Below are 18975 nucleotides of genomic sequence, written 5' to 3'. Positions count from 1 at the left end.
AAATTTAAAATTTAAAAATTATATCAAAATTTTTATCTTTTACTAGTAAGTAAGAAATAAATCCAATATCTATTATATTATTCAATCTGGCAAGACAGTAAAGAAATAAAATTTTTGAAAAAAAACTTCTAGTTTTTTAATAAAAATCAGTATTTCTGAGAAATAGAAATAAGAATAGAATTTCGTTTATGTTTATGTATGAAAAAATATTAGTAAAAATTTTTCAATTCCAAGGAATTTATGAATTATTTCAAAATTTAGATTGGAGAAAATGGGGGAGTATAATTCTTATCATAGTTGGTAAACTATTACTTTTTACTATTTTATTAATAATTTTAGAATTTATTTTCAATAAAGGAGTCCGTTTCATAGGAAGAAGAATTATAAATTCTACTCATTTTATTTGGGATAACATTTTATATGAAAATAAAGTTTTTGATAGTTTAGCTCATTTTTTTCCTTTATCTATTTGTTTTTTGTTAATAGAACCTTTTTTTAAAAATTATTACACTATTGTCATTTATTTAAAAAAAATATTTGACATATTGTTTGTTTTAATTGTATTGCAATTTTTGATTAGAGTAATTAATTCTATTATGAGAATAGCTACAAGTGAAAATAACCACCAAACAATAGCAGTTCGCTCTTTTTCACAATTACTAAAAATTGTATCGATTATATTTTGTGTATTGGTTATTATTGCTATTCTTACAAAAAATGATTTAATCACTGTTCTTACCAGTTTAGGTGCTATAACTGCTATCGTTATCCTTGTTTTCAGAGATACTATTCTTGGATTTGTTTCTGGAGTTCAAATGGCATCTACTAAAATGATAAAAGTAGGTGATTGGATAGGAATTCCAAAATACAGCATAGAAGGAACAGTGATAGAAATAAATTTAACTTCTGCTAAAATAGAGAATTTTGATAAAACTATAACTAGTGTCCCTACTTATGATTTAATTTCTACTGCAGTTACTAATTTTGAAGTTATGCGTCAAAGAAACATACGTAGAATAAAAAGATCTATTTTATTTAATATACAATCTTTTCATTTTTGTAACTCAGATAAACTAAAAAAGTTTCAACATGTTTATTTAATTAAAAATTATATTCAAAAAAAGCAAAAAGAAATAGATATTTTCAATAAAGAAAAAAATGTTGATATTCGCATAGATATTAATGAAAGGAGATTAACGAATATTGGTTTATTTCGTCAGTATGCTTTGGAATATTTGTATCAACATCCAAAAATATCAAAATCAGAAACTCTTATGGTCAGACACTTAGAGCCTACTCCTTACGGTCTTCCTATTGAATTATATTGTTTTACAAACACATCTGAATCTATTAAATATGAACAAATACAAGCCAATGTTTTTGATCATTTATTAACAATAGCCAAAGAGTTTAATTTGGAAGTAACTCAAGTTACTAAAAAAGAATTTTTGTTAAGATAAGAAGAGAAAGAGAAGAGATGAAATGGTAAAATTAAGTGTCAATTTAAATAAAATTGCTACATTAAGAAATGCAAGAGGAGGGGCCACTCCAAATCTTTTGCAAGTAGCAATAGACGTTCAAAAATTTGGAAGCCATGGGATAACTATTCATCCTAGACCTGATGAGAGACATATTACATATCAGGATGTTCATGATATTCGTTCTGTAATAAAAACGGAATTAAATATTGAAGGGAACCCAACTGATAAATTTATGGAATTAGTATTGAAAATCAAACCTGATCAAGTTACTTTAGTTCCTGATAAATATAATGCACTTACTTCAAGTTCAGGATGGAATACGATTAATCATTATCATTTTTTAACTCGAAAAATAAAAAAATTAAAAAATTTTGGAATTAGAACTTCTATATTTTTAGATCCAAATCCAGAATTAGTTATATATGCGGCGAAAACAGGATCAGATAGAATAGAATTACATACTGGTAATTTTTCTATTGGATATGCTAAAAAAGAATGGAGTTCTATTAATCCTTATATTCAAACTGCAAAAGAAGCTGTTAAAAACGGTATGCTTATCAACGCGGGTCACGATTTGAATTTAGATAATATTTCTTTTTTGATTGAAAAAATACCTTATCTATCAGAAGTGTCCGTAGGACATGCTTTAATTAGTGAATCTTTATATATGGGATTAGAAAATACAATTCAAAGTTATTTGAAGAGAATTCATAGAATTGATATGAATGAAAGTGGAATAAAAAATAAAGTAATAAAAAATGATACTACATTCTAGAATTTTTGGATCTGGTATTCCTATTTTAGTTTTTCATGGATTATTTGGAAATGGAGAGAATTGGAATTCTTTTGCTAAAGAATTTAATAAATTTTATCAAATTCATTTAATAGATATTAGAAATCATGGGAAAAGTTTTTTTTCAAAAAAAATGGATTATGACCTTATATCAAAAGATATATTAAATTATATATATTATCATAGGTTAGATCATCCTATATTATTAGGACATTCTATGGGAGGAAAATCTGTTATGACGTTTTCTACAAAATATCCTTGTATTCCAAAAAAAATTATTATTGTAGATATTAGTCCTAATTCTTATATACATTCGGATAAGAAAAATTTAATTAATACTTTAAAAAAAGTTGATTTTGATATTATTAAAACAAAAAAAGATCTTGATATATTTCTTGAACCATGGATTTTAAACAAAAAAACTAGGTTATTTTTTTTAAAGTGTACTCATAGAAGAAATAATGGAAAACTTTCCTTTCGTTTTTTTTTATTTGGAATTGAAAAAAATTATGATCGTTTGATTCGTTACAAAATTGAAAGAGGATTGTATAATGGTCCCTCACTTTTTTTGCGTGGAGAAAATTCTAATTATATCCCTTTTAAAGATTATGATTATATTTTCAATTTATTTCCGAAAGCAAAAATTTTAACTATCAATAGGGCAAAACATTGGATCCATATAGATAATCCAATAGATTTTTATAATGAAATAAATGTCTTCTTAAAAAAGAAATAGTTATTCTTGTGTATTGTATAACTCGCACAAAGTATTAAATTTACCGAATAAAAAGTGAGTTTTTTTTCATAAAATCTATATTAGTATGAACATTATAAGAAATTTTTTCATAAAAAGTATTCAATTATATAAAATTTGTATATCTCCATGGATAGGGAACAACTGTCGATACATCCCTACTTGTTCGGATTATATGATTTTTTTCTTAAAAAAAGATAATATTTTTAAAGCTTTTTTTATGGGTTTTAAAAGAATTATTCAGTGTAATCCATGGGGAAATTCAGGTTTTGATCCTCCTATAACTTAGGACTTAATTTTTTTATGAAAATGTTAGAATATATCAATTGGGATCCTATTTATAAATTTTCTTTATGGAAAGATTTTTCTATTCATATTTATAGCATAATGTTCATTATTTCTTTTCTATTGGGATGGTATATTATGAATTTTATTTTCAAGAATGAAAATATACATAAAAAATATTTGGATCCTTTATTAATATGTACTTTTTTTGGAACTATTGTTGGTGCAAGATTAGGACAGGTTTTATTTTATGATTTTTCATATTTTTCGGATCATTGGATAGAAGCTCTATTTCCTGTTAGAGAACGAAGTAATTATTATTTATTAGGTTTTATTAAAGGATACGAGTTCATTGGATATAGAGGATTATCTAGTCATGGAGCAACTATAGGTATCATTTTATCCAGTTTTTTTTATAGCAAAAAAATAATTAAAAAATCTTTTGTTTGGATATGTGACAGATTATGCATTGCTGTAGCTTTATCATCTGTTTTTATCAGAATAGGAAATTTTTTTAATTCTGAAATAGTAGGAAAGCCATGTAGTGCAAAATTACCATGGTCCGTGAAATTTATACAAATGGATACAGAGTATGGAGAAATAGTTCCTAGACATCCTGCACAAATATATGAATCTATTAGTTATTTTTTTATTTTTTTATTGTTGTGGTATTTATATTATTATAAAGGGAAACAGATTTATAGTGGATTTTTATCTGGAATATTTTTTACTTTTCTTTGGTCTTCACGTTTTTTATTAGAATTTTTAAAAGAACCACAAGGAAAAGAAATTTTGAATTTTTTATCTTTAAATACAGGACAATTACTTAGTATTCCTTTTATTATTTTTGGTATTTTTAATTTATTGAAAACTAGAAAATATTTTTTTCGTCATGAAAAAAATTAACTCTTTTCTTCCATTAATAATGATTTTGTTCCTTTTTATTCGTTCTTCTGAACGAAACGATTTTTTTTTATATTCAGATGTAGGAAACTCATTGGAGATAGAATTTATTAAAAATGGAGAATTGTATCTAAAAAATATCAATCGTATTCTAAAAAAAATAGATGTAGAATTAGCGTATAAAGATACGGAAAAAGAAAACGGATTGAAATATAGATCTTCTTTGAAAGAAAATAGAGGAATGTTATTTTTTTTAAAGGATGAAGAAGAGTATAAGAAAATTGATATGGAAAATATGAGAATTCCTTTAGATATTATCTATATAAATGAATTTGATACTGTTGTTTTTGTGAATCATAATGTTAGTCCTATGAGGGAAATTGAAATAGTTGATTTACCATCAAAAATAAAATATGTTTTAGAGATTAATTCTGGAATGTCCAATAAATGGGGATTAAAAGAGGGAATAACGAAAGTAACTTGGAATAAAAATTGATTATATATCTTTATCTTTAATTTTAAATTTGCAAATATTATGGTTTTTATATCTGAAAATGCGAAAACTAAATTAGTCTCTTTGATGAAAGAAGAAGGTTTTTCTGAAAATGCCTCTTTTGTAAGGCTTGGAGTTAAAAGCGGAGGATGTACAGGTATGTCGTATCAACTATCTTTTGATAAAGAAAAAAAGAAAGGAGATAGCCTTTTTCAATCTCAAGAAATGAGAATATTAGTAGATAAAAATAGTATTCCTTATTTAGAAGGAACAACTTTGAAGTACTCAGATGGATTAAACGGAAAAGGATTTTATTTTGAAAATCCTAATGCGAAACATACATGTGGATGTGGAAAAAGTTTTTCATCATAAAAAATGAAAGAAAATAATAAAATATTAGAGAATTTTACTGAATCTGAATATAAATATGGATTCTACACTCCAATAGAATCAGATAAAATACCAATAGGATTAAACGAAGATGTTATTCGTTTGATAACAGAAAAGAAAAATGAACCAACATGGATGTTAGACTGGAGGTTAGAATCTTATCGTATATGGAAAAAAATGGAACCTCCAAAATGGGCAAATATAAAATATGATGTTCCGGTATTCCAAAAAATAAGTTATTATTCCGCTCCTAAAAAGAGAATAAATCTTTCTAAACCGGAAGAAATGGATCCAGAATTAATAAATACATTTGAAAAATTAGGGGTACCTCTAGAAGAAAGAAAAAATATTTCAGGAGTGGCTACAGATATAGTGTTAGATTCCGTTTCTTTAGCAACTACGTTTCAAAAAAAATTGAAGGATCAAGGAATTATATTTTGTTCTATTAATGATGCTTTAAATAAATATCCAGATATTGTTAAAAAATATTTAGGTTCCGTCGTTTCAAAAAATGATAATTTTTATGCAGCTCTTAATTCAGCTGTTTTTTCAGATGGTTCTTTTTGTTATATCCCAAAGGAGACTCGATGTCCTATGGAATTATCTACGTACTTTCGTATAAACGAAAGTGGAACAGGACAATTTGAAAGGACTTTGATTGTTGCAGATAAAAATTCTTATGTAAGTTATTTGGAAGGATGTACAGCTCCACAAAGAAAAGAAAATCAGTTGCATGCAGCTGTCGTAGAAATTGTAGCATTGGAAAATTCTGAAGTAAAGTATTCTACTGTTCAAAATTGGTTCCCTGGAAATAAAAAAGGAGAAGGTGGTGTCTTTAACTTTGTGACGAAACGTGGATTATGTGAAAAAAATGCAAAAGTATCTTGGATTCAAGTAGAAACAGGGTCTTCAATTACCTGGAAATATCCATCTTGTATCTTAAAAGGAGACTTTTCTATGGGAAATTTTTATTCTTTAGCCTTAACTAAGGATTTTCAACAAGCAGATACGGGAACAAAGATGATACACATTGGAAAATGTACAAAAAGTGTAATTATATCAAAAGGAATATCAGCAGGAAAAGCTCAAAATAATTATAGAGGATTAGTAAAAATAGATTCTAAAGCTATTCATTCTCGAAATTTTTCTCAATGTGATTCTTTACTTATAGGAGATACGTGTGGAGCACATACTTTTCCATATATTAGTGTATATAATAATTCTACTTCTAAAGTAGAACATGAGGCGACTACATCGAAAATTGGAGAGGAACAAATTTTTTATTGTAATCAAAGAGGAATTGATACGGAAAAAGCTATTTCTTTAATAGTTCATGGCTTTAGCAGTGAAATTTTAAAAAAATTACCTATGGAATTTGCGGTAGAAGCTCGAAAGCTTTTGGAAATATCTTTGGAAGGATCTGTTGGATAATGTTCAAATTAATATTATGTTAAGTATAAAAAATTTACATGTTTCTATAGATAAGAAAAAAATACTTCAAGGAGTTAATTTAGAAATGAATGTAGGAGAAACTCATGTTATTATGGGACCAAATGGTTCCGGAAAAAGCACTCTTGCTTCTATAATAGCTGGAAAATATAAAGAGTATAATATAACTCAAGGTAATATATATTTTTTGAATAAAAATTTATCAGATTTTTCTCCAGAAGAGAGAGCACATTTAGGAATTTTTCTTTCCTTTCAACATCCAATAGAAATACCAGGGATTTCAATTATTAATTTTATTAAGACATCTATAAATTCTATTCGTAAAGCAAAAAATATGAGTAAAATGTCTGCTAAAGAAATTCTATATAAAATAAAAAAGATTTCTTTTCAATTAAATCTTGAAAAAGATTTTGTTTATCGTTATTTAAATGAAGGATTTTCAGGAGGAGAAAAAAAAAGAAATGAGATATTTCAAATGATGATGTTAGATCCTTTATTATCTATTTTAGATGAAGTAGATTCAGGATTAGACATAGATGCTTTACGTTTAGTATCTAAAGGAATTAACGCTTTTAGAAATAAAAAAAATTCCATTTTAATTATTACTCATTACAAAAGATTATTGGATTACATTTTTTCAGATTATATTGTTCATGTTCTGTATAATGGAAAAATTCTTTATTCAGGGGATAAGAAATTAGCGGAAAAATTAGAAAAAGAAGGATATGATTGGGTTTCTAAAAAAAAATATTGTTGATTGTTTTTTCATTTATAATTTAATTTAATGCGATTAAAAGAAAAAATAATTTCATTGATCGATGAATCTTCTTTTTTGAAAGAAGAAAAAAAATCTTATCTATCTTTTTTGCAAAAAAAACATATTAATTTTTTTAAGAAAAAAGGATTTTCCTTTCCTTTTAAAAAGGGAGGAAAAAATTGTAAAGAGATGTATGTTAATTCAATCCTTGATCAGGATTATCATATTATTAATGAAAAAAGAAATGGAAAGAAGAAAAATATAGGATATGAACAGATCAAAAAATTTTTTTTTCTAAAAAAAGAAAAATCCTTTTTTGTTATTTTTATAGATGGAAAATATGATTCTTACCTTTCTAAACTCAGTGGAGTTTCCAATAAAAATCATATTATATTATCAAATATAGATTCACAGGAAGAAAATAAAGTTAAAAATTATTATGGAAAATTATCATATCAGTATAACGTTTTTTATACTTTAAATACTTTATTCTCAATAGATGGGGTCTATATTTATATACCAGATAATGTTATTTTAGAAAATCCAGTAGAAATATTTCATATTTCTACTGGATTGGAATATAAAAAAATTATGCTTAACACTAGAAATTTAATCGTGGTAGGAGAAAATTCTTATGTGAAAGTAATTGAACACTACAAGTGTTTAAAAAAACATTTATCTTTTATAAATTCAGTTAGTGAAATTTATGCTTTAGATCATAGCAAAATTGATTATTACAAAATACAAGGTGATTATTTGAATGAAAAAACTTCTATTATAGATAATACATTTTTAAAACAAAACAAGTATAGCAAATGTTCAGTTTTTACTTTTTCTTTTCAAGGAAATTTTATTCAAAATAATTTAAAATTTTCTTTTTGTGGAGAAAACACTTGTTCTTATTTGTATGGAATTTCTCTTTTATCAGAAAAAGAATTTTTAGATCATAATACATTGATAGATCATTTGTATTCTTACTCTTATAGTCATCAATTATACAAAAACATTTTGTTTGATAAATCTAGTGGAATTTTTAACGGAAAAATAATTGTTAATAAACGAATTAAGGGGATAAATGCCTTTCAAAGAAATAGTAATATTATTCTTTCTGATGAAGCGTGTATGCATACTAATCCTCAATTAGAAATTCATTCTGAAGATGTAAAATGTTCACATGGTTGTACGATAGGAGATCTTCATAAAGAAGAGTTATTTTATCTTCAATCAAGAGGAATTTCTGAAAAAAATGCAAAAATTTTATTGTTATTCTCTTTTTTGGAAGAAATATTAAATCCTATTCAAATTTTTGAATTAAAAAAAATTATTTATAGAAAAATGAAGAAAAAATTAAATAAAAACTTATAATTATAAATATGTTCTCAGAAGAGAAAATACAAAAAATAAGAAATCAATTTCCAATTCTAAAAGAAAAAATTTATTCCAATACTTTAGTTTATATAGATAACGCTGCTACAACTCAAAAACCTTTACAGGTAATTCGAGCATCTCAAGACTATTATTCTATGATGAATGCTAATGTTCATCGTGGATTACATTATCTTAGTCAAAAAGCTACAATTCAAGTAGAAAATACAAGAAAAAAAATTCAACGATTCATTCATGCAAAATATTCTTCAGAAATTGTATTTACAAAAGGAACAACTGAATCTATAAATTTAGTAGCTTCTAGTATTAGTTCTCTGATTAAAGAAGGAGACGAAATTATAATTTCTTTTTCTGAACATCATTCCAACATTGTTCCGTGGCAAATCCTTTGTAAAAAAAAAGGTGCTATTTTAAAAATAATTCCTATTTATGATAATGGTTTCTTAAAATTAAGAGATTTTGAATTTTTAATATCAAAAAAAACGAAAATAGTATCTGTTAGTCATATATCTAATGTTTTAGGAATAATTAATCCTATAAAATATATTATTGATAAATCTCATGAATATGGGGCATTGGTTCTGATCGACGGGGCTCAAGCTATTTCAAATTTGCATTTGAATATGCAAGATTTAAATACAGATTTTTATGTTTTTTCTGCACATAAAATGTATGGACCAACTGGAATTGGAGTTTTATATGGAAAAAAAGAAATATTAGAAATTATTTCTCCCTATCAGTTTGGAGGAGAAATGATTAAGAATGTTAGTTTTGAAAAAACAACTTATTCGGATTTACCTTTTAAATTTGAGGCAGGAACTCCAAATATAGAAGGAATTGTTGTATGGAAATCTGCTATAGATTTTGTAAAAAAAATAGGATTATCAAATATACAATATCATAAGAAAGAACTTTTATCGTACGCTATTCAACGTCTAAGAACTATAGATGGTATTCAATTGTATGGAGAATTGAAAGATCTTTCCAAAAAATCTAGTATTATTTCTTTTAATTTAAATAAATTACATTGTTTTGATGTAGGAAGTATTTTGGATCGTTTAGGAGTTTCTGTTCGTACTGGACATTTATGTGCACAACCATTAATGAATTTTTTTCAAGTTCCAGGTATGATTCGCGCTAGTTTTTCTATGTACAATACGATTCAAGAAATAGATTGTTTATTTGAAGGATTGTTAAAAGCAAAAAGAATTTTATTAAAAAATTAAAAAATTATGAATTATGCTATTGTAAATATAAAAGGAAATCAGTTTAAACTTATTGAAAATAAGTATGTTTATGTTCCTCATATTTCTGTTAAATCAGGTAATAAAATAATGTTGAACCAAGTTGTTATGTTTTCTAAAAAGGGAATTCCTTTTTTAGGTAATCCCTTTTTAGAAAACATAAGTGTTCAAATAGAAGTATTGCAACATATAATAAAAGGAAAGAAGATCATTATATTTAAAAAAAAGAGAAGAAAAGGATATAAAGTAAAAAATGGATTTAGACCTATCTTTTCAAAAATTAAAGTAATTTCTTTTTTAGAAAAAAAATAGTAATTAAAAATGGCTCATAAAAAAGGTTCAGGAAGTTCTAAGAATGGTAGAGATTCAATAGGAAGAAGATTAGGAGTTAAAATATATGGGAATCAGTATGTAAGTTCCGGAAATATAATAGTTCGTCAACGTGGAACTAAACATCATCCTGGAAAAAATGTAGGAATAGGAAGGGATCACACTTTATATGCTATAAAAAGTGGATATGTTCATTTTAAAAAAATAAAAAAAAATAGATCTGTAGTTTTTGTTATATCAAGTAAAAAAAATACAAGAAAAAAAAATAAGACTGGGTAGTTCAAAAAGGATAGAACAACAGTTTCCTAAACTGTAAGTTGTGGGTTCGAATCCCTCTCCGGTCACAAAAAGTTATGTAAAAAAGTGGTCCCAGCTGGATTTGAACCAGCGACACCCTGATTATGAGTCAGGTGCTCTAACCAACTGAGCTATGGGACCTTATTAAGGATGGAATTTTTGCAATTTTACAACATTATTTTTCCTATTACAAATTTTTTGTAATTTTTTTTATATTATCTGTACTTTCCATAAAGTTGTATGAAATTATGAAAAAAATAAAAATCATTAAAAATGAAAAATTATCTTCAATCTTTTCCATAGAAGTAGCAGAAATTCTGAATAAAGAAATTAGAAATAACAGAAACAAAAATAAAAAAAATTTTTTGGTTACTTTGATTAAAGTATGTATAAATTGTGATATGAATTTAATGAAAGTGTACATTAGTATTTATCCTTTTTTCAATAAGAAAATTTTGAATATTTTACGTTCTAAATCTAAATTGTATAGAAAATTACTTTCTAAAAAACTTAGATATCGTGTGAAAAAAATTCCAAAATTAGATTTCCTTGAATCAAATTTCAATATAAACTTATAAACAATTTTTTTGATAACGGAATTTCATATAGCCGTACGTTATTTTCTTTCGAAAAAGAAAACTAATATTGTAAATATTATTGTTTTTTTATCTATTTTATCTCTTAATATTTCTACATTTTCTTTATCTGTTATTTTATTTATTTTTTCTGGATTAGAGAATTTCAGTAAAAAATTTTATAAAACTAATTATCCAGATATTGTTATTTGTTCGTCTAATAAAGATGATCTATTTCTTGATAATGAAGATCTAAAAAATAAAATAAAATCTATAAAAGGGATCGTAGCATTTTCTAAAAGTATAGAAAAAAAAGTTTTTTTACATTATAATAATCAAGAATATTTTTTGTCTTTAAAAGGAGTAGATAAAGAATACGAAAAAGTTATGGAAAATTTTAAAAAAATAGATTTAACAAAAATTTCATCTCCTGACTATTTAAATGTATATGTAGGATTGTATTCTATGGGATTTTATTTTCCAATGATATTTCAAAAAATGAACATTCCTTATCAAATATTATTTTTCTCTTATAAGAAAGATCATAACACTTTTGTTCCATATTTTATGAAAAAAAAATTTTTGATAAAAGGTTTTTTTCAATTCAATCAAAAAATAGATGCAGGATATTTATTTTGCAATTTATCTGAAATTCAGAATATAATAAAAAAAAATGTAATTCAAAAAATAGAAATTAAAATCCAAAAAAAAGCTAATATAAAAAGAATAAAAAATATTTTGATAAAAAAATTTGGACACAAATTTAATATAAAAACACGAGTAGAACAAGAAAAGAATTTTTACAAAGTTTTGAATACAGAAAAAATATTTGTTTATTTTTTGTTTAGTTTAATAACATTTATTACTGTATTCAACTTGTTTGGATCTATTTGCATCTTACAATTAGATAAAAAAAGAGAAATTTTTACATTGTGGAGTATTGGCTTTTCTATACGTAGAATACAAATTATCTTTTTACAAATAGGTTTTTTAATTACTATTTTAGGATATATTAGTGGATTGCTTTTGTCGTACATAATATATTTTATACAAGAAAAATATCAACTTATTAAAGTAATAGGAAACATACCTTTACCTGTAAAAATTACTATGACAGATTTTTGTATAGTTACAAGCATTATTTTAATAATAGGAATAATTATATCTGTTTTTTCTTCAAAAAGGATAAATGGTATGATTACATATTATAAATAATATTTTCTTAAAGGTTCCGATGCTTCTACATTAAAAAATGTTTCTTTAGCTTCTTTTTCAAATTCTTTAATGTTAGGAAATCTATTTGAATAATGTCCTAATAACAATTTTTTAACTTTAGCTTTTTTAGCGATGTAGGCCGCTTGATTTGCTGTAGAATGTCCTGTATTGATAGCTCTTGTTTCTTCTATTTTTAGAAAAGTAGATTCGTGATATAATAAGTCTACATATTTTATATGTTCAACTATAGGAAGATAAAAAGAAGTGTCTGAACAAAATGCGTAAGATAATCTTTTTGGAGGATCTAATGTTAATTTTTCATTTTGTATTATTTTTCCATCATTGGTTTGGAAATCTTGTCCCAATTTTAAATTTTTATAATCTATAATTTTTATATCAGAAATTTTTCTGATTTCTTCCATATTTAATTTTCTAGTGCTATATTTTTCTTTAAATAGAAATCCGTTAGTATAGATTCTATGTTTTAACGGTATAGAAAAGATTTCTATTTTTTCATTTTCCATGATTTTTTCCAATTTTTTAGATGATAATTCTACATAATCTATGAAGTATTTTAGTCTAGTATAAGTCCATTTAAAATGGATATCTATAATCTCTTTTAATCCTTTTGGAGCATAAAGAATAACAGGTTTTTCTCTTCCTAAGAGATGAAATGTAGATAATAATCCGATCAATCCAAAAAAGTGATCTCCGTGCAAATGAGATATAAATATATGTACTATTCTATTAAATTTTATTTTTGCTTTTCTTAATTGAACTTGCGTTCCTTCTCCACAATCAATAAGGAAGGAAAATCCTTTCATTTCCAATAATTGAGCCGTAGGATGAAATTGTTTTGTAGGAATAGAAGAATGACAACCCAAAATGGTTAATGAAGGCTTTCTCATTATTAATAATTTCTATAGTATTATAGTATTCGGAAAATTATTTAATTTTTCTGATTAATATTTAGTTATATTTTTAACTAGTATGTATAAGTATGTATATTTATGATATATAATGATAAATATAATATCATATCTTAAAAACTTGTTTAACAATAACTTTTTCAAAGTTTTTTCGGATAATTGTTTCTTTTAAAGAAACAATAAGTTTTTTTCATTTGATAAGAATTTTTTGTATTGATTGTATTTATTATTATTGATTAAGATAAATTTTCTTTATACTTTATACTTTTCTTTTTCTTTTTTTCTTCTTTTTAATAAAAAAATAGAACCTGTTATTACTATAGTAAAAGAAATTACTAAAATTAATAATAAATTGAAGTCTATTTTTCGTGAAAAAATTTCTTCATTTTTTATGAAAAAAAACATTCCAAATATCGCAAAAGTATTATTGAATATATGCAAAATGATACAATCTATGATAGAAGATGTTACAAAATAAATAAATCCTATAAAACTTCCAATAAAAAGTCCTCCTACGAATTGCCATGGATTCATATGAGTTACTCCAAACAAAAATGACGAAAATAAAATGGCTTTTATTGGATGTATTTTATTTTTTAACATTCCATTTAAAATAATTCCTCTAAAAAGCACCTCTTCACATATAGGAGCTAATAATACTGTTGTTGAAAAAAAGGGAATTGGATTTTTCGCTTCTTCTTTCATAAAAGCTTCAATTTCTTTATACATATTTCCTAATACAGAACCGTCTCTTGGAACCAATGAAGATATATATTCATTGATTATAATGATACAAAACATCATGCAAAAAATAATCATATAAATATACCATGGTGATAATTTCATAGACAAATCTATATGCCTATTTTTTTTTTGAGCTTGATGAGAAATGAAAATAAATAAAAATAAAAATGGTAATGTATATGATATTGCAAATATCATATTATCAGGAAGATTGATAGAAATCAACAGTTTTCTAAAGATTGCATTGAAAAAATTTAAAGCGGTAAATGCAACTATCAAAAAAGTAGCCTCTATGTAATTGATTTTAAAATAATTATTCATAACACCAAAAAATTCATCTTGTACATTTTACTTAAATATGATGAAATTTGATCTCAACTTATTTGAGACTTGAAAATAGCAATTTATTTCAACAATTTATAAAATCGCTAATATTTAGCATTATTATTTATTGTATTTTGTTTTGTAGTTTATTGTTTTTCTTTTATTATTTTTCATTTTCATTGATTCTTTGATTTTTATGCTAAAAAATTGAAAATCATAAAAATTGAAAACACTAAATATAGTAATAAAAAATTATTATGTCATTATTTGATATTAAATCTATGTTTCATGATTATGAATCTTTTCAAGATCATAGTATTCATCGTACTAAAATATTTAGATATTATAACTTATTGAAAATCATGAAAAAATATAATAATAAATTCTCTATTACTCCGATAGGATTTTCTATAGAAAAAAGAAAAATTTTCAGAATGAAATGGGGAACCGGAAAAATAAAAGTATTTATTTGGTCTCAAATGCACGGGGATGAAACTACAGGAACAAAATCTATGTTTGATATAATTCATTTTTTATCGGAAGAGAGTAATAGCGATTTAGTTAAATTTTTAAAAGAAAACTTAACTATTTTGTATATTCCAATGTTAAATCCTGATGGATCTGAAAAATTTCAAAGAAGAAATGCTATAAATATTGATTTAAACAGAGATGCAATTAGTTTACAATCTCCAGAAATAAAAGTTCTTTTTCAGGAAATTTATAAACATAAACCTCATATCCTATTCAATTTGCATGATCAAAGAAGTATTTATAACGTTGGTGATACATATTTTAATCCCGCTATTTTATCTTTTTTATCTCCTTCCGTTTCTGTAGAAAAAGATATTTCTTTTTTTTCAAGAAAAAAATCCATGGGAATTATAAATTTTATAACAAAAGAAATTCAAAAAATACTTCCTAGTATTGGATCAATAGGAAGATTTTCTGATACATTTTATCCAACAGCTACTGGAGATAATCTGCAAAAATTAGGGTACCCTTGTGTTTTATTTGAAGCAGGAAACTATCCTAAAGACTATCAAAAAAAAATCATTAGAAAATATAATACTTTGTCTATTCTTGCAGGATTTTATTTTATTTCTTCTCAAAAAGAGAATCTGGAAAAAGATTATAATTTTTATTTTTCTATTCCAGAAAACAAAAATATTTTGTTAGACAAAATATATCGAAAAGTTCAAATACAGAAATTTAATAATAAGTTTATCCTAGATATAGGATTAATGAATTTTGAAAAATTTAATTTTGAAAAAAAAAATATTTCCATTTTTTCTAAAATAGTTGATATAGGAGATTTATCTAATTTTTTTGCTTATGAAGAATTTATTTTACCTGAAAAAATTTTTCATGGAAAAAATCATCCAGAAATTGGAGACGGAGATATTGAACATAATAATATTATTTTTTAAAATTGGAAACTGCTAATTTTTTCCTTCCTTTTTTTCTCCTTCTAGATATAATCATACGACCTGATTTCGTATTCATGCGTCTCATAAATCCATGAACATGAACTTTTTTTCTATTAGAAGGCTGATAAGTTCTCTTCATATATTATTAAATTTAGAAAAATTTTTAATTCTATTCTTCTTCATTTAAAGAAAAAGAATAGAATTAAAAGACCAATAATAAAACCTGTAAAAAAAAAAATAAGACGTCTTGAAAAATTCATACATGCTATACTATAGATAATCAACAATTAGTAAATTACATAAAGTTTTTGATTTTTTAATATTCTTAATTGAAGAAAAATTCAAATTCTAAATATAAAAAACGGTTTATAAAAAAAATCTAGTTTGACTTATGATATTATGATATTACAATATGTTTGAAAAACAAAAAACCATTGCAGGAAAAATTTCTTTACAAGGATTTGGGTTATATACAGAAAATAAGATAACTATAACTTTTAAACCTGCTCCAGAACATACAGGATTTATTTTTATTAGAACAGATATCAAAGAAAAACTTTGCATAAGTGCACATTTTTCTTTTTTGTCAAAAAAAAGAATAGGTCAAGGGATTGTTTTGGAAAAAAATGGGGTTAAAATTTATAAAGTTGAACATATTCTTGCAGCTCTTACTGGAATGGATTTAGATAATATTATTATAGAATTAGATAATACAGAAATTCCTATTATGGATGGTTCTTCCAAATTATTTGTAGAAGCAATTGAAAAAATAGGAGTTATAGAACAAAATGCAAAAAAAAAGTACAATTCAATAAAAGAAGTTATTTCTTATGGAAATAAGAAAACAGGGTCAATAATTATAGCTTTTCCTTCTAAAAAATTTGAAATAATGACAATAATAGATTTTGACTCAAAACTTATAGATACACAAAATGCAGTATTAAAAAATATAAGTCAATTTAAAGAAAAAATTTCTGGATCAAAAACTTTTTGCGTCCTTCGTGACAGACAACCTAAAAATAATGTTTCTTCAAAAAATATTGAACATCAAGAATCTAATGAAATAGCTAAACATTTTCTTTTAGATATTATAGGTTTTCTAACTCTAACAGGAGCTCAATTAAAAGGAAAGTTAATTTTTTATAATACAGATAATTATATTATTATGCAATTTTTAAAAAAGCTATTTAAGAAAGTTAAAATATTTAGAAAAAATGATATTGCTAAATTTAATTTATCAAGTCAACCTATCTTAGATATAAAAAAAATTATGAAGATTTTACCTCATAAACCACCATTTCTTATGGTTGATAAGATTATAGATTTGACAGAAAATACTATAACAGGAGTTAAAAATGTAACTATGAATGAATCATTTTTTATCGGACATTTCCCAAATGAACCAATCATGCCTGGAGTATTACAAATAGAAGCCATAGCACAAGTAGGAGGAATCCTTATATTGAGTAAATTTAAAAATCCTGAGTTATATTCTACTTATTTTTTAAAAATAGATAAAGTTAAATTTAAACGTAAAATAGTACCTGGAGATATAATTATTTTTCAAGTTTATTTGTTAGAGTCTATGAAAAGAGGAATAGTCCATATGCAAGGAATAGGTTACGTAAATAATAAACTTGTAGTAGAAGCAGAAGTCATGGCGAAAATAGTTAAAAATCATGATGAATCTTGAAAAAATTAAAAAACAATGAATATTAGAAAAGGTTTATATATACAATTTAATAAAGAAATATATAAAATAATTGATTTTCTTCATGTAAAACCAGGAAAAGGATATGCTTTTATAAGAACTAAATTAAAGAATATGGTTACAGGTAGCATTATAGAAAATAATTTTTCATCGAGAAGTAAACTTCAAGAAGTAAGAATAGAATATAATTTTTATCAGTATTTATACAAAAAAAAAAATTGTATTTATTTCATGGATGAAATAAATTGTAATCAAATACAAATAAAAGAAAAATTAATAAAAAATGTAGATCTTTTGAAAGAAGGAATGAGAGTTTCAATTTTTTTTCACATTAAAAATGAGAAAGAAAAGATTTTTTTATTTTTAAAAATGCCTTCAACGGTTATTTTAAAAGTAAAACATACAGAAATTGTAAAGAAAGGTGATACTATTAATAATACAAATAAAATTGCTGTTTTAGAAACAGGAACTAAATTATTAGTCCCTTCTTTTATAAAGATAGGAGAATTTGTTAAAATTAATACAGAACATAGATCTTATATAGAAAGAATTACAAAGTAAAAGTTTTACATAAAATTAGAGAAAAATTATGAGCATTTTAATAGATAAAAAGATTAAAGTTCTTGTGCAAGGATTAACTGGAAAAGAAGGATTATTTCATACTGAACAAATGATGAATTATGGAACATCCGTTGTAGGTGGTATTACTCCAGGAAAAGGTGGAAAAGTTTATTTAGGAATTCCTGTTTTTGATACTGTTGAAGAAGCTGTACAAAATACAGGTGGAGATGTAAGTGTTATCTTTGTTCCTTCTCCTTTTGCTGCGGATGCTATTTTAGAATCTATTTTTTCTAATATTAAATTAATTGTTTGTATTACTGAGGGTATCCCTGTTTCAGATATGATTAAAGTAAAACATTTTTTAAAAACATTAAGGGGGAAAACTTGTTTAATTGGACCAAATTGTCCTGGAATCATTTCTCCAGAAGAATCTAAGGTAGGAATTATGCCAAATTCTATTTTTAGAAAAAAAGGTAAAATAGGAATAATTTCTAGATCAGGAACTCTTACGTATGAAGCTGCAGATCAAATAGTTAAACATGGATATGGAATATCAACAGCTATTGGAATAGGAGGAGACTCTGTTGTTGGAATAAGTATAAAAGAAATTATAGAATTATTTTTAGAAGATGAAGAAACTGAATGTATTGTGATGATTGGAGAAATAGGAGGAATATTAGAGATTGAAGCTGCGGAATGGATAAAAAAATTGAAGAGAAAAAAACCAATAATAAGTTTTATAGCAGGACAAACTGCTCCTAAAGGAAAAACGATGGGACATGCTGGTGCTATTATAGAAAAAAAAATAGAAACAGCAAAAGTAAAAATGGATATAATGGAAAAAAGTGGAATACGTATAGTTAAATCTCCGGAAAATATAGGAATGGCTGTACATGAAGTTTTTCATTGAATTTTTATTTTTTCCTT

General features: G+C 24.5%; 22 protein-coding genes and 2 tRNA genes. 20 read left to right on the top strand and 4 right to left on the bottom strand.

What is annotated here, in order from left to right:
* Window positions 1-194 precede the first annotated feature (194 nt).
* The 14 genes from H0H40_RS03080 (at window position 195) to H0H40_RS03015 (ending at window position 10609) form a co-directional block, all read left to right on the top strand.
* Entirely contained in the window at window positions 195-1460 is a 1266-nt protein-coding gene (locus H0H40_RS03080; RefSeq protein WP_185869035.1) for a mechanosensitive ion channel family protein, read from the top strand.
* Window positions 1461-1482: 22 nt separating this feature from the next.
* On the top strand, window positions 1483-2256 hold the full coding sequence (locus tag H0H40_RS03075; RefSeq protein ID WP_185869034.1) for a pyridoxine 5'-phosphate synthase: 774 nt from the start codon (window positions 1483-1485) through the stop codon (window positions 2254-2256).
* Window positions 2240-3010 (top strand): alpha/beta fold hydrolase, encoded by a 771-nt coding sequence (locus tag H0H40_RS03070; protein WP_185869033.1) that lies wholly within the window; start codon window positions 2240-2242, stop codon window positions 3008-3010. Before H0H40_RS03075 ends, H0H40_RS03070 begins: the two co-directional genes overlap by 17 nt.
* An 85-nt stretch (window positions 3011-3095) precedes the next feature.
* Window positions 3096-3317, top strand: a complete 222-nt coding sequence (gene yidD, locus H0H40_RS03065; protein ID WP_185869032.1) for a membrane protein insertion efficiency factor YidD — start codon at window positions 3096-3098, stop codon at window positions 3315-3317.
* Window positions 3318-3331: 14 nt separating this feature from the next.
* Window positions 3332-4219 carry a prolipoprotein diacylglyceryl transferase gene (gene lgt, locus H0H40_RS03060; RefSeq protein WP_238785683.1) on the top strand — a complete coding sequence of 296 codons (888 nt, stop codon included), beginning with the start codon at window positions 3332-3334 and terminating at the stop codon, window positions 4217-4219.
* Complete coding sequence (locus H0H40_RS03055; RefSeq protein WP_185869030.1) at window positions 4206-4712, top strand: DUF192 domain-containing protein; 507 nt, start codon at window positions 4206-4208, stop codon at window positions 4710-4712. The genes lgt and H0H40_RS03055 overlap by 14 nt, the downstream gene beginning before the upstream one ends.
* Window positions 4713-4751: 39 nt before the next feature.
* Window positions 4752-5081, top strand: a complete 330-nt coding sequence (locus tag H0H40_RS03050) for a HesB/IscA family protein (protein WP_185869029.1) — start codon at window positions 4752-4754, stop codon at window positions 5079-5081.
* A gap of 3 nt (window positions 5082-5084) precedes the next feature.
* A complete protein-coding gene (gene sufB / locus H0H40_RS03045; protein WP_185869028.1) occupies window positions 5085-6530 on the top strand; it encodes a Fe-S cluster assembly protein SufB in 1446 nt (481 codons plus the stop codon).
* 16 nt (window positions 6531-6546) lie between these two features.
* Complete coding sequence (gene sufC, locus H0H40_RS03040; protein WP_185869027.1) at window positions 6547-7305, top strand: Fe-S cluster assembly ATPase SufC; 759 nt, start codon at window positions 6547-6549, stop codon at window positions 7303-7305.
* Between the two features lie 27 nt (window positions 7306-7332).
* The gene (sufD, locus tag H0H40_RS03035) at window positions 7333-8670 is read left to right on the top strand and encodes a Fe-S cluster assembly protein SufD (protein WP_185869026.1); all 1338 of its coding nucleotides are present in this window, start codon (window positions 7333-7335) and stop codon (window positions 8668-8670) included.
* An 8-nt stretch (window positions 8671-8678) separates the two neighbouring features.
* Window positions 8679-9917, top strand: a complete 1239-nt coding sequence (locus tag H0H40_RS03030) for a SufS family cysteine desulfurase (RefSeq protein ID WP_185869025.1) — start codon at window positions 8679-8681, stop codon at window positions 9915-9917.
* Between the two features lie 6 nt (window positions 9918-9923).
* Window positions 9924-10247: a 50S ribosomal protein L21 gene (rplU, locus tag H0H40_RS03025; RefSeq protein WP_185869024.1), complete on the top strand. Its 324-nt coding sequence runs from the start codon at window positions 9924-9926 to the stop codon at window positions 10245-10247.
* 9 nt (window positions 10248-10256) lie between these two features.
* On the top strand, window positions 10257-10544 hold the full coding sequence (rpmA, locus tag H0H40_RS03020) for a 50S ribosomal protein L27 (RefSeq protein WP_185869023.1): 288 nt from the start codon (window positions 10257-10259) through the stop codon (window positions 10542-10544).
* Window positions 10535-10609, top strand: a tRNA-Arg gene (locus H0H40_RS03015). Before rpmA ends, H0H40_RS03015 begins: the two co-directional genes overlap by 10 nt.
* A 20-nt stretch (window positions 10610-10629) precedes the next feature.
* Here H0H40_RS03015 and H0H40_RS03010 read toward each other — a convergent pair.
* Window positions 10630-10703 (bottom strand) — tRNA-Ile (locus H0H40_RS03010).
* Between the two features lie 107 nt (window positions 10704-10810).
* Between H0H40_RS03010 and H0H40_RS03005 the strand changes: the two genes are divergently transcribed.
* Window positions 10811-11140 (top strand): ribosome-binding factor A, encoded by a 330-nt coding sequence (locus H0H40_RS03005; RefSeq protein ID WP_185869022.1) that lies wholly within the window; start codon window positions 10811-10813, stop codon window positions 11138-11140.
* Window positions 11141-11149: 9 nt separating this feature from the next.
* Window positions 11150-12352 (top strand): ABC transporter permease, encoded by a 1203-nt coding sequence (locus tag H0H40_RS03000; RefSeq protein ID WP_185869021.1) that lies wholly within the window; start codon window positions 11150-11152, stop codon window positions 12350-12352.
* On the opposite strand, the gene H0H40_RS02995 is transcribed toward H0H40_RS03000, so the two are convergent.
* Window positions 12343-13260 carry a ribonuclease Z gene (locus tag H0H40_RS02995; RefSeq protein WP_185869020.1) on the bottom strand — a complete coding sequence of 306 codons (918 nt, stop codon included), beginning with the start codon at window positions 13258-13260 and terminating at the stop codon, window positions 12343-12345. The genes H0H40_RS03000 and H0H40_RS02995 overlap by 10 nt on opposite strands.
* Before the next feature lie 273 nt (window positions 13261-13533).
* Window positions 13534-14346: a CPBP family intramembrane glutamic endopeptidase gene (locus H0H40_RS02990; RefSeq protein ID WP_185869019.1), complete on the bottom strand. Its 813-nt coding sequence runs from the start codon at window positions 14344-14346 to the stop codon at window positions 13534-13536.
* A 260-nt stretch (window positions 14347-14606) separates the two neighbouring features.
* Here H0H40_RS02990 and H0H40_RS02985 point away from each other — a divergent pair, with 260 nt between their 5' ends.
* On the top strand, window positions 14607-15776 hold the full coding sequence (locus H0H40_RS02985) for a M14 family zinc carboxypeptidase (protein WP_185869018.1): 1170 nt from the start codon (window positions 14607-14609) through the stop codon (window positions 15774-15776).
* Here H0H40_RS02985 and rpmH read toward each other — a convergent pair.
* Window positions 15766-15915, bottom strand: a complete 150-nt coding sequence (rpmH, locus tag H0H40_RS02980) for a 50S ribosomal protein L34 (RefSeq protein WP_185869017.1) — start codon at window positions 15913-15915, stop codon at window positions 15766-15768. The genes H0H40_RS02985 and rpmH overlap by 11 nt on opposite strands.
* Before the next feature lie 273 nt (window positions 15916-16188).
* Between rpmH and fabZ the strand changes: the two genes are divergently transcribed.
* From fabZ to sucD, 3 genes are read left to right on the top strand one after another with little or no spacing between them, the layout of a single operon-like run.
* On the top strand, window positions 16189-17469 hold the full coding sequence (gene fabZ, locus H0H40_RS02975) for a 3-hydroxyacyl-ACP dehydratase FabZ (protein WP_185869016.1): 1281 nt from the start codon (window positions 16189-16191) through the stop codon (window positions 17467-17469).
* A gap of 15 nt (window positions 17470-17484) precedes the next feature.
* The gene (locus tag H0H40_RS02970; RefSeq protein WP_185869015.1) at window positions 17485-18048 is read left to right on the top strand and encodes an elongation factor P; all 564 of its coding nucleotides are present in this window, start codon (window positions 17485-17487) and stop codon (window positions 18046-18048) included.
* A 28-nt stretch (window positions 18049-18076) separates the two neighbouring features.
* Window positions 18077-18958 carry a succinate--CoA ligase subunit alpha gene (sucD, locus tag H0H40_RS02965; protein ID WP_185869014.1) on the top strand — a complete coding sequence of 294 codons (882 nt, stop codon included), beginning with the start codon at window positions 18077-18079 and terminating at the stop codon, window positions 18956-18958.
* Window positions 18959-18975 lie beyond the last annotated feature (17 nt).

Origin of the sequence: Blattabacterium cuenoti (assembly GCF_014252295.1) — a bacterium.
In the GTDB taxonomy this organism is placed as follows: Bacteria; Bacteroidota; Bacteroidia; order Flavobacteriales; family Blattabacteriaceae; genus Blattabacterium; species Blattabacterium cuenoti_V.
Note: the sequence above shows the minus strand (reverse complement) of the source record. Positions and strands in the feature narration are given on the sequence as shown.

What these genes read in the sequence shown, in the direction of transcription:
- H0H40_RS03080 (WP_185869035.1), top strand. Translation starts at nt 195, where the DNA reads ATGTATGAAAAAATATTAGTAAAAATTTTTCAATTCCAAGGAATTTAT.
- H0H40_RS03075 (WP_185869034.1), top strand. Translation starts at nt 1,483, where the DNA reads ATGGTAAAATTAAGTGTCAATTTAAATAAAATTGCTACATTAAGAAAT.
- H0H40_RS03070 (WP_185869033.1), top strand. Translation starts at nt 2,240, where the DNA reads ATGATACTACATTCTAGAATTTTTGGATCTGGTATTCCTATTTTAGTT.
- yidD (WP_185869032.1), top strand. Translation starts at nt 3,096, where the DNA reads ATGAACATTATAAGAAATTTTTTCATAAAAAGTATTCAATTATATAAA.
- lgt (WP_238785683.1), top strand. Translation starts at nt 3,332, where the DNA reads ATGAAAATGTTAGAATATATCAATTGGGATCCTATTTATAAATTTTCT.
- H0H40_RS03055 (WP_185869030.1), top strand. Translation starts at nt 4,206, where the DNA reads ATGAAAAAAATTAACTCTTTTCTTCCATTAATAATGATTTTGTTCCTT.
- H0H40_RS03050 (WP_185869029.1), top strand. Translation starts at nt 4,752, where the DNA reads ATGGTTTTTATATCTGAAAATGCGAAAACTAAATTAGTCTCTTTGATG.
- sufB (WP_185869028.1), top strand. Translation starts at nt 5,085, where the DNA reads ATGAAAGAAAATAATAAAATATTAGAGAATTTTACTGAATCTGAATAT.
- sufC (WP_185869027.1), top strand. Translation starts at nt 6,547, where the DNA reads ATGTTAAGTATAAAAAATTTACATGTTTCTATAGATAAGAAAAAAATA.
- sufD (WP_185869026.1), top strand. Translation starts at nt 7,333, where the DNA reads ATGCGATTAAAAGAAAAAATAATTTCATTGATCGATGAATCTTCTTTT.
- H0H40_RS03030 (WP_185869025.1), top strand. Translation starts at nt 8,679, where the DNA reads ATGTTCTCAGAAGAGAAAATACAAAAAATAAGAAATCAATTTCCAATT.
- rplU (WP_185869024.1), top strand. Translation starts at nt 9,924, where the DNA reads ATGAATTATGCTATTGTAAATATAAAAGGAAATCAGTTTAAACTTATT.
- rpmA (WP_185869023.1), top strand. Translation starts at nt 10,257, where the DNA reads ATGGCTCATAAAAAAGGTTCAGGAAGTTCTAAGAATGGTAGAGATTCA.
- H0H40_RS03005 (WP_185869022.1), top strand. Translation starts at nt 10,811, where the DNA reads ATGAAAAAAATAAAAATCATTAAAAATGAAAAATTATCTTCAATCTTT.
- H0H40_RS02995 (WP_185869020.1), bottom strand. Translation starts at nt 13,260, where the DNA reads ATGAGAAAGCCTTCATTAACCATTTTGGGTTGTCATTCTTCTATTCCT.
- H0H40_RS02990 (WP_185869019.1), bottom strand. Translation starts at nt 14,346, where the DNA reads ATGAATAATTATTTTAAAATCAATTACATAGAGGCTACTTTTTTGATA.
- H0H40_RS02985 (WP_185869018.1), top strand. Translation starts at nt 14,607, where the DNA reads ATGTCATTATTTGATATTAAATCTATGTTTCATGATTATGAATCTTTT.
- rpmH (WP_185869017.1), bottom strand. Translation starts at nt 15,915, where the DNA reads ATGAAGAGAACTTATCAGCCTTCTAATAGAAAAAAAGTTCATGTTCAT.
- fabZ (WP_185869016.1), top strand. Translation starts at nt 16,189, where the DNA reads ATGTTTGAAAAACAAAAAACCATTGCAGGAAAAATTTCTTTACAAGGA.
- H0H40_RS02970 (WP_185869015.1), top strand. Translation starts at nt 17,485, where the DNA reads ATGAATATTAGAAAAGGTTTATATATACAATTTAATAAAGAAATATAT.
- sucD (WP_185869014.1), top strand. Translation starts at nt 18,077, where the DNA reads ATGAGCATTTTAATAGATAAAAAGATTAAAGTTCTTGTGCAAGGATTA.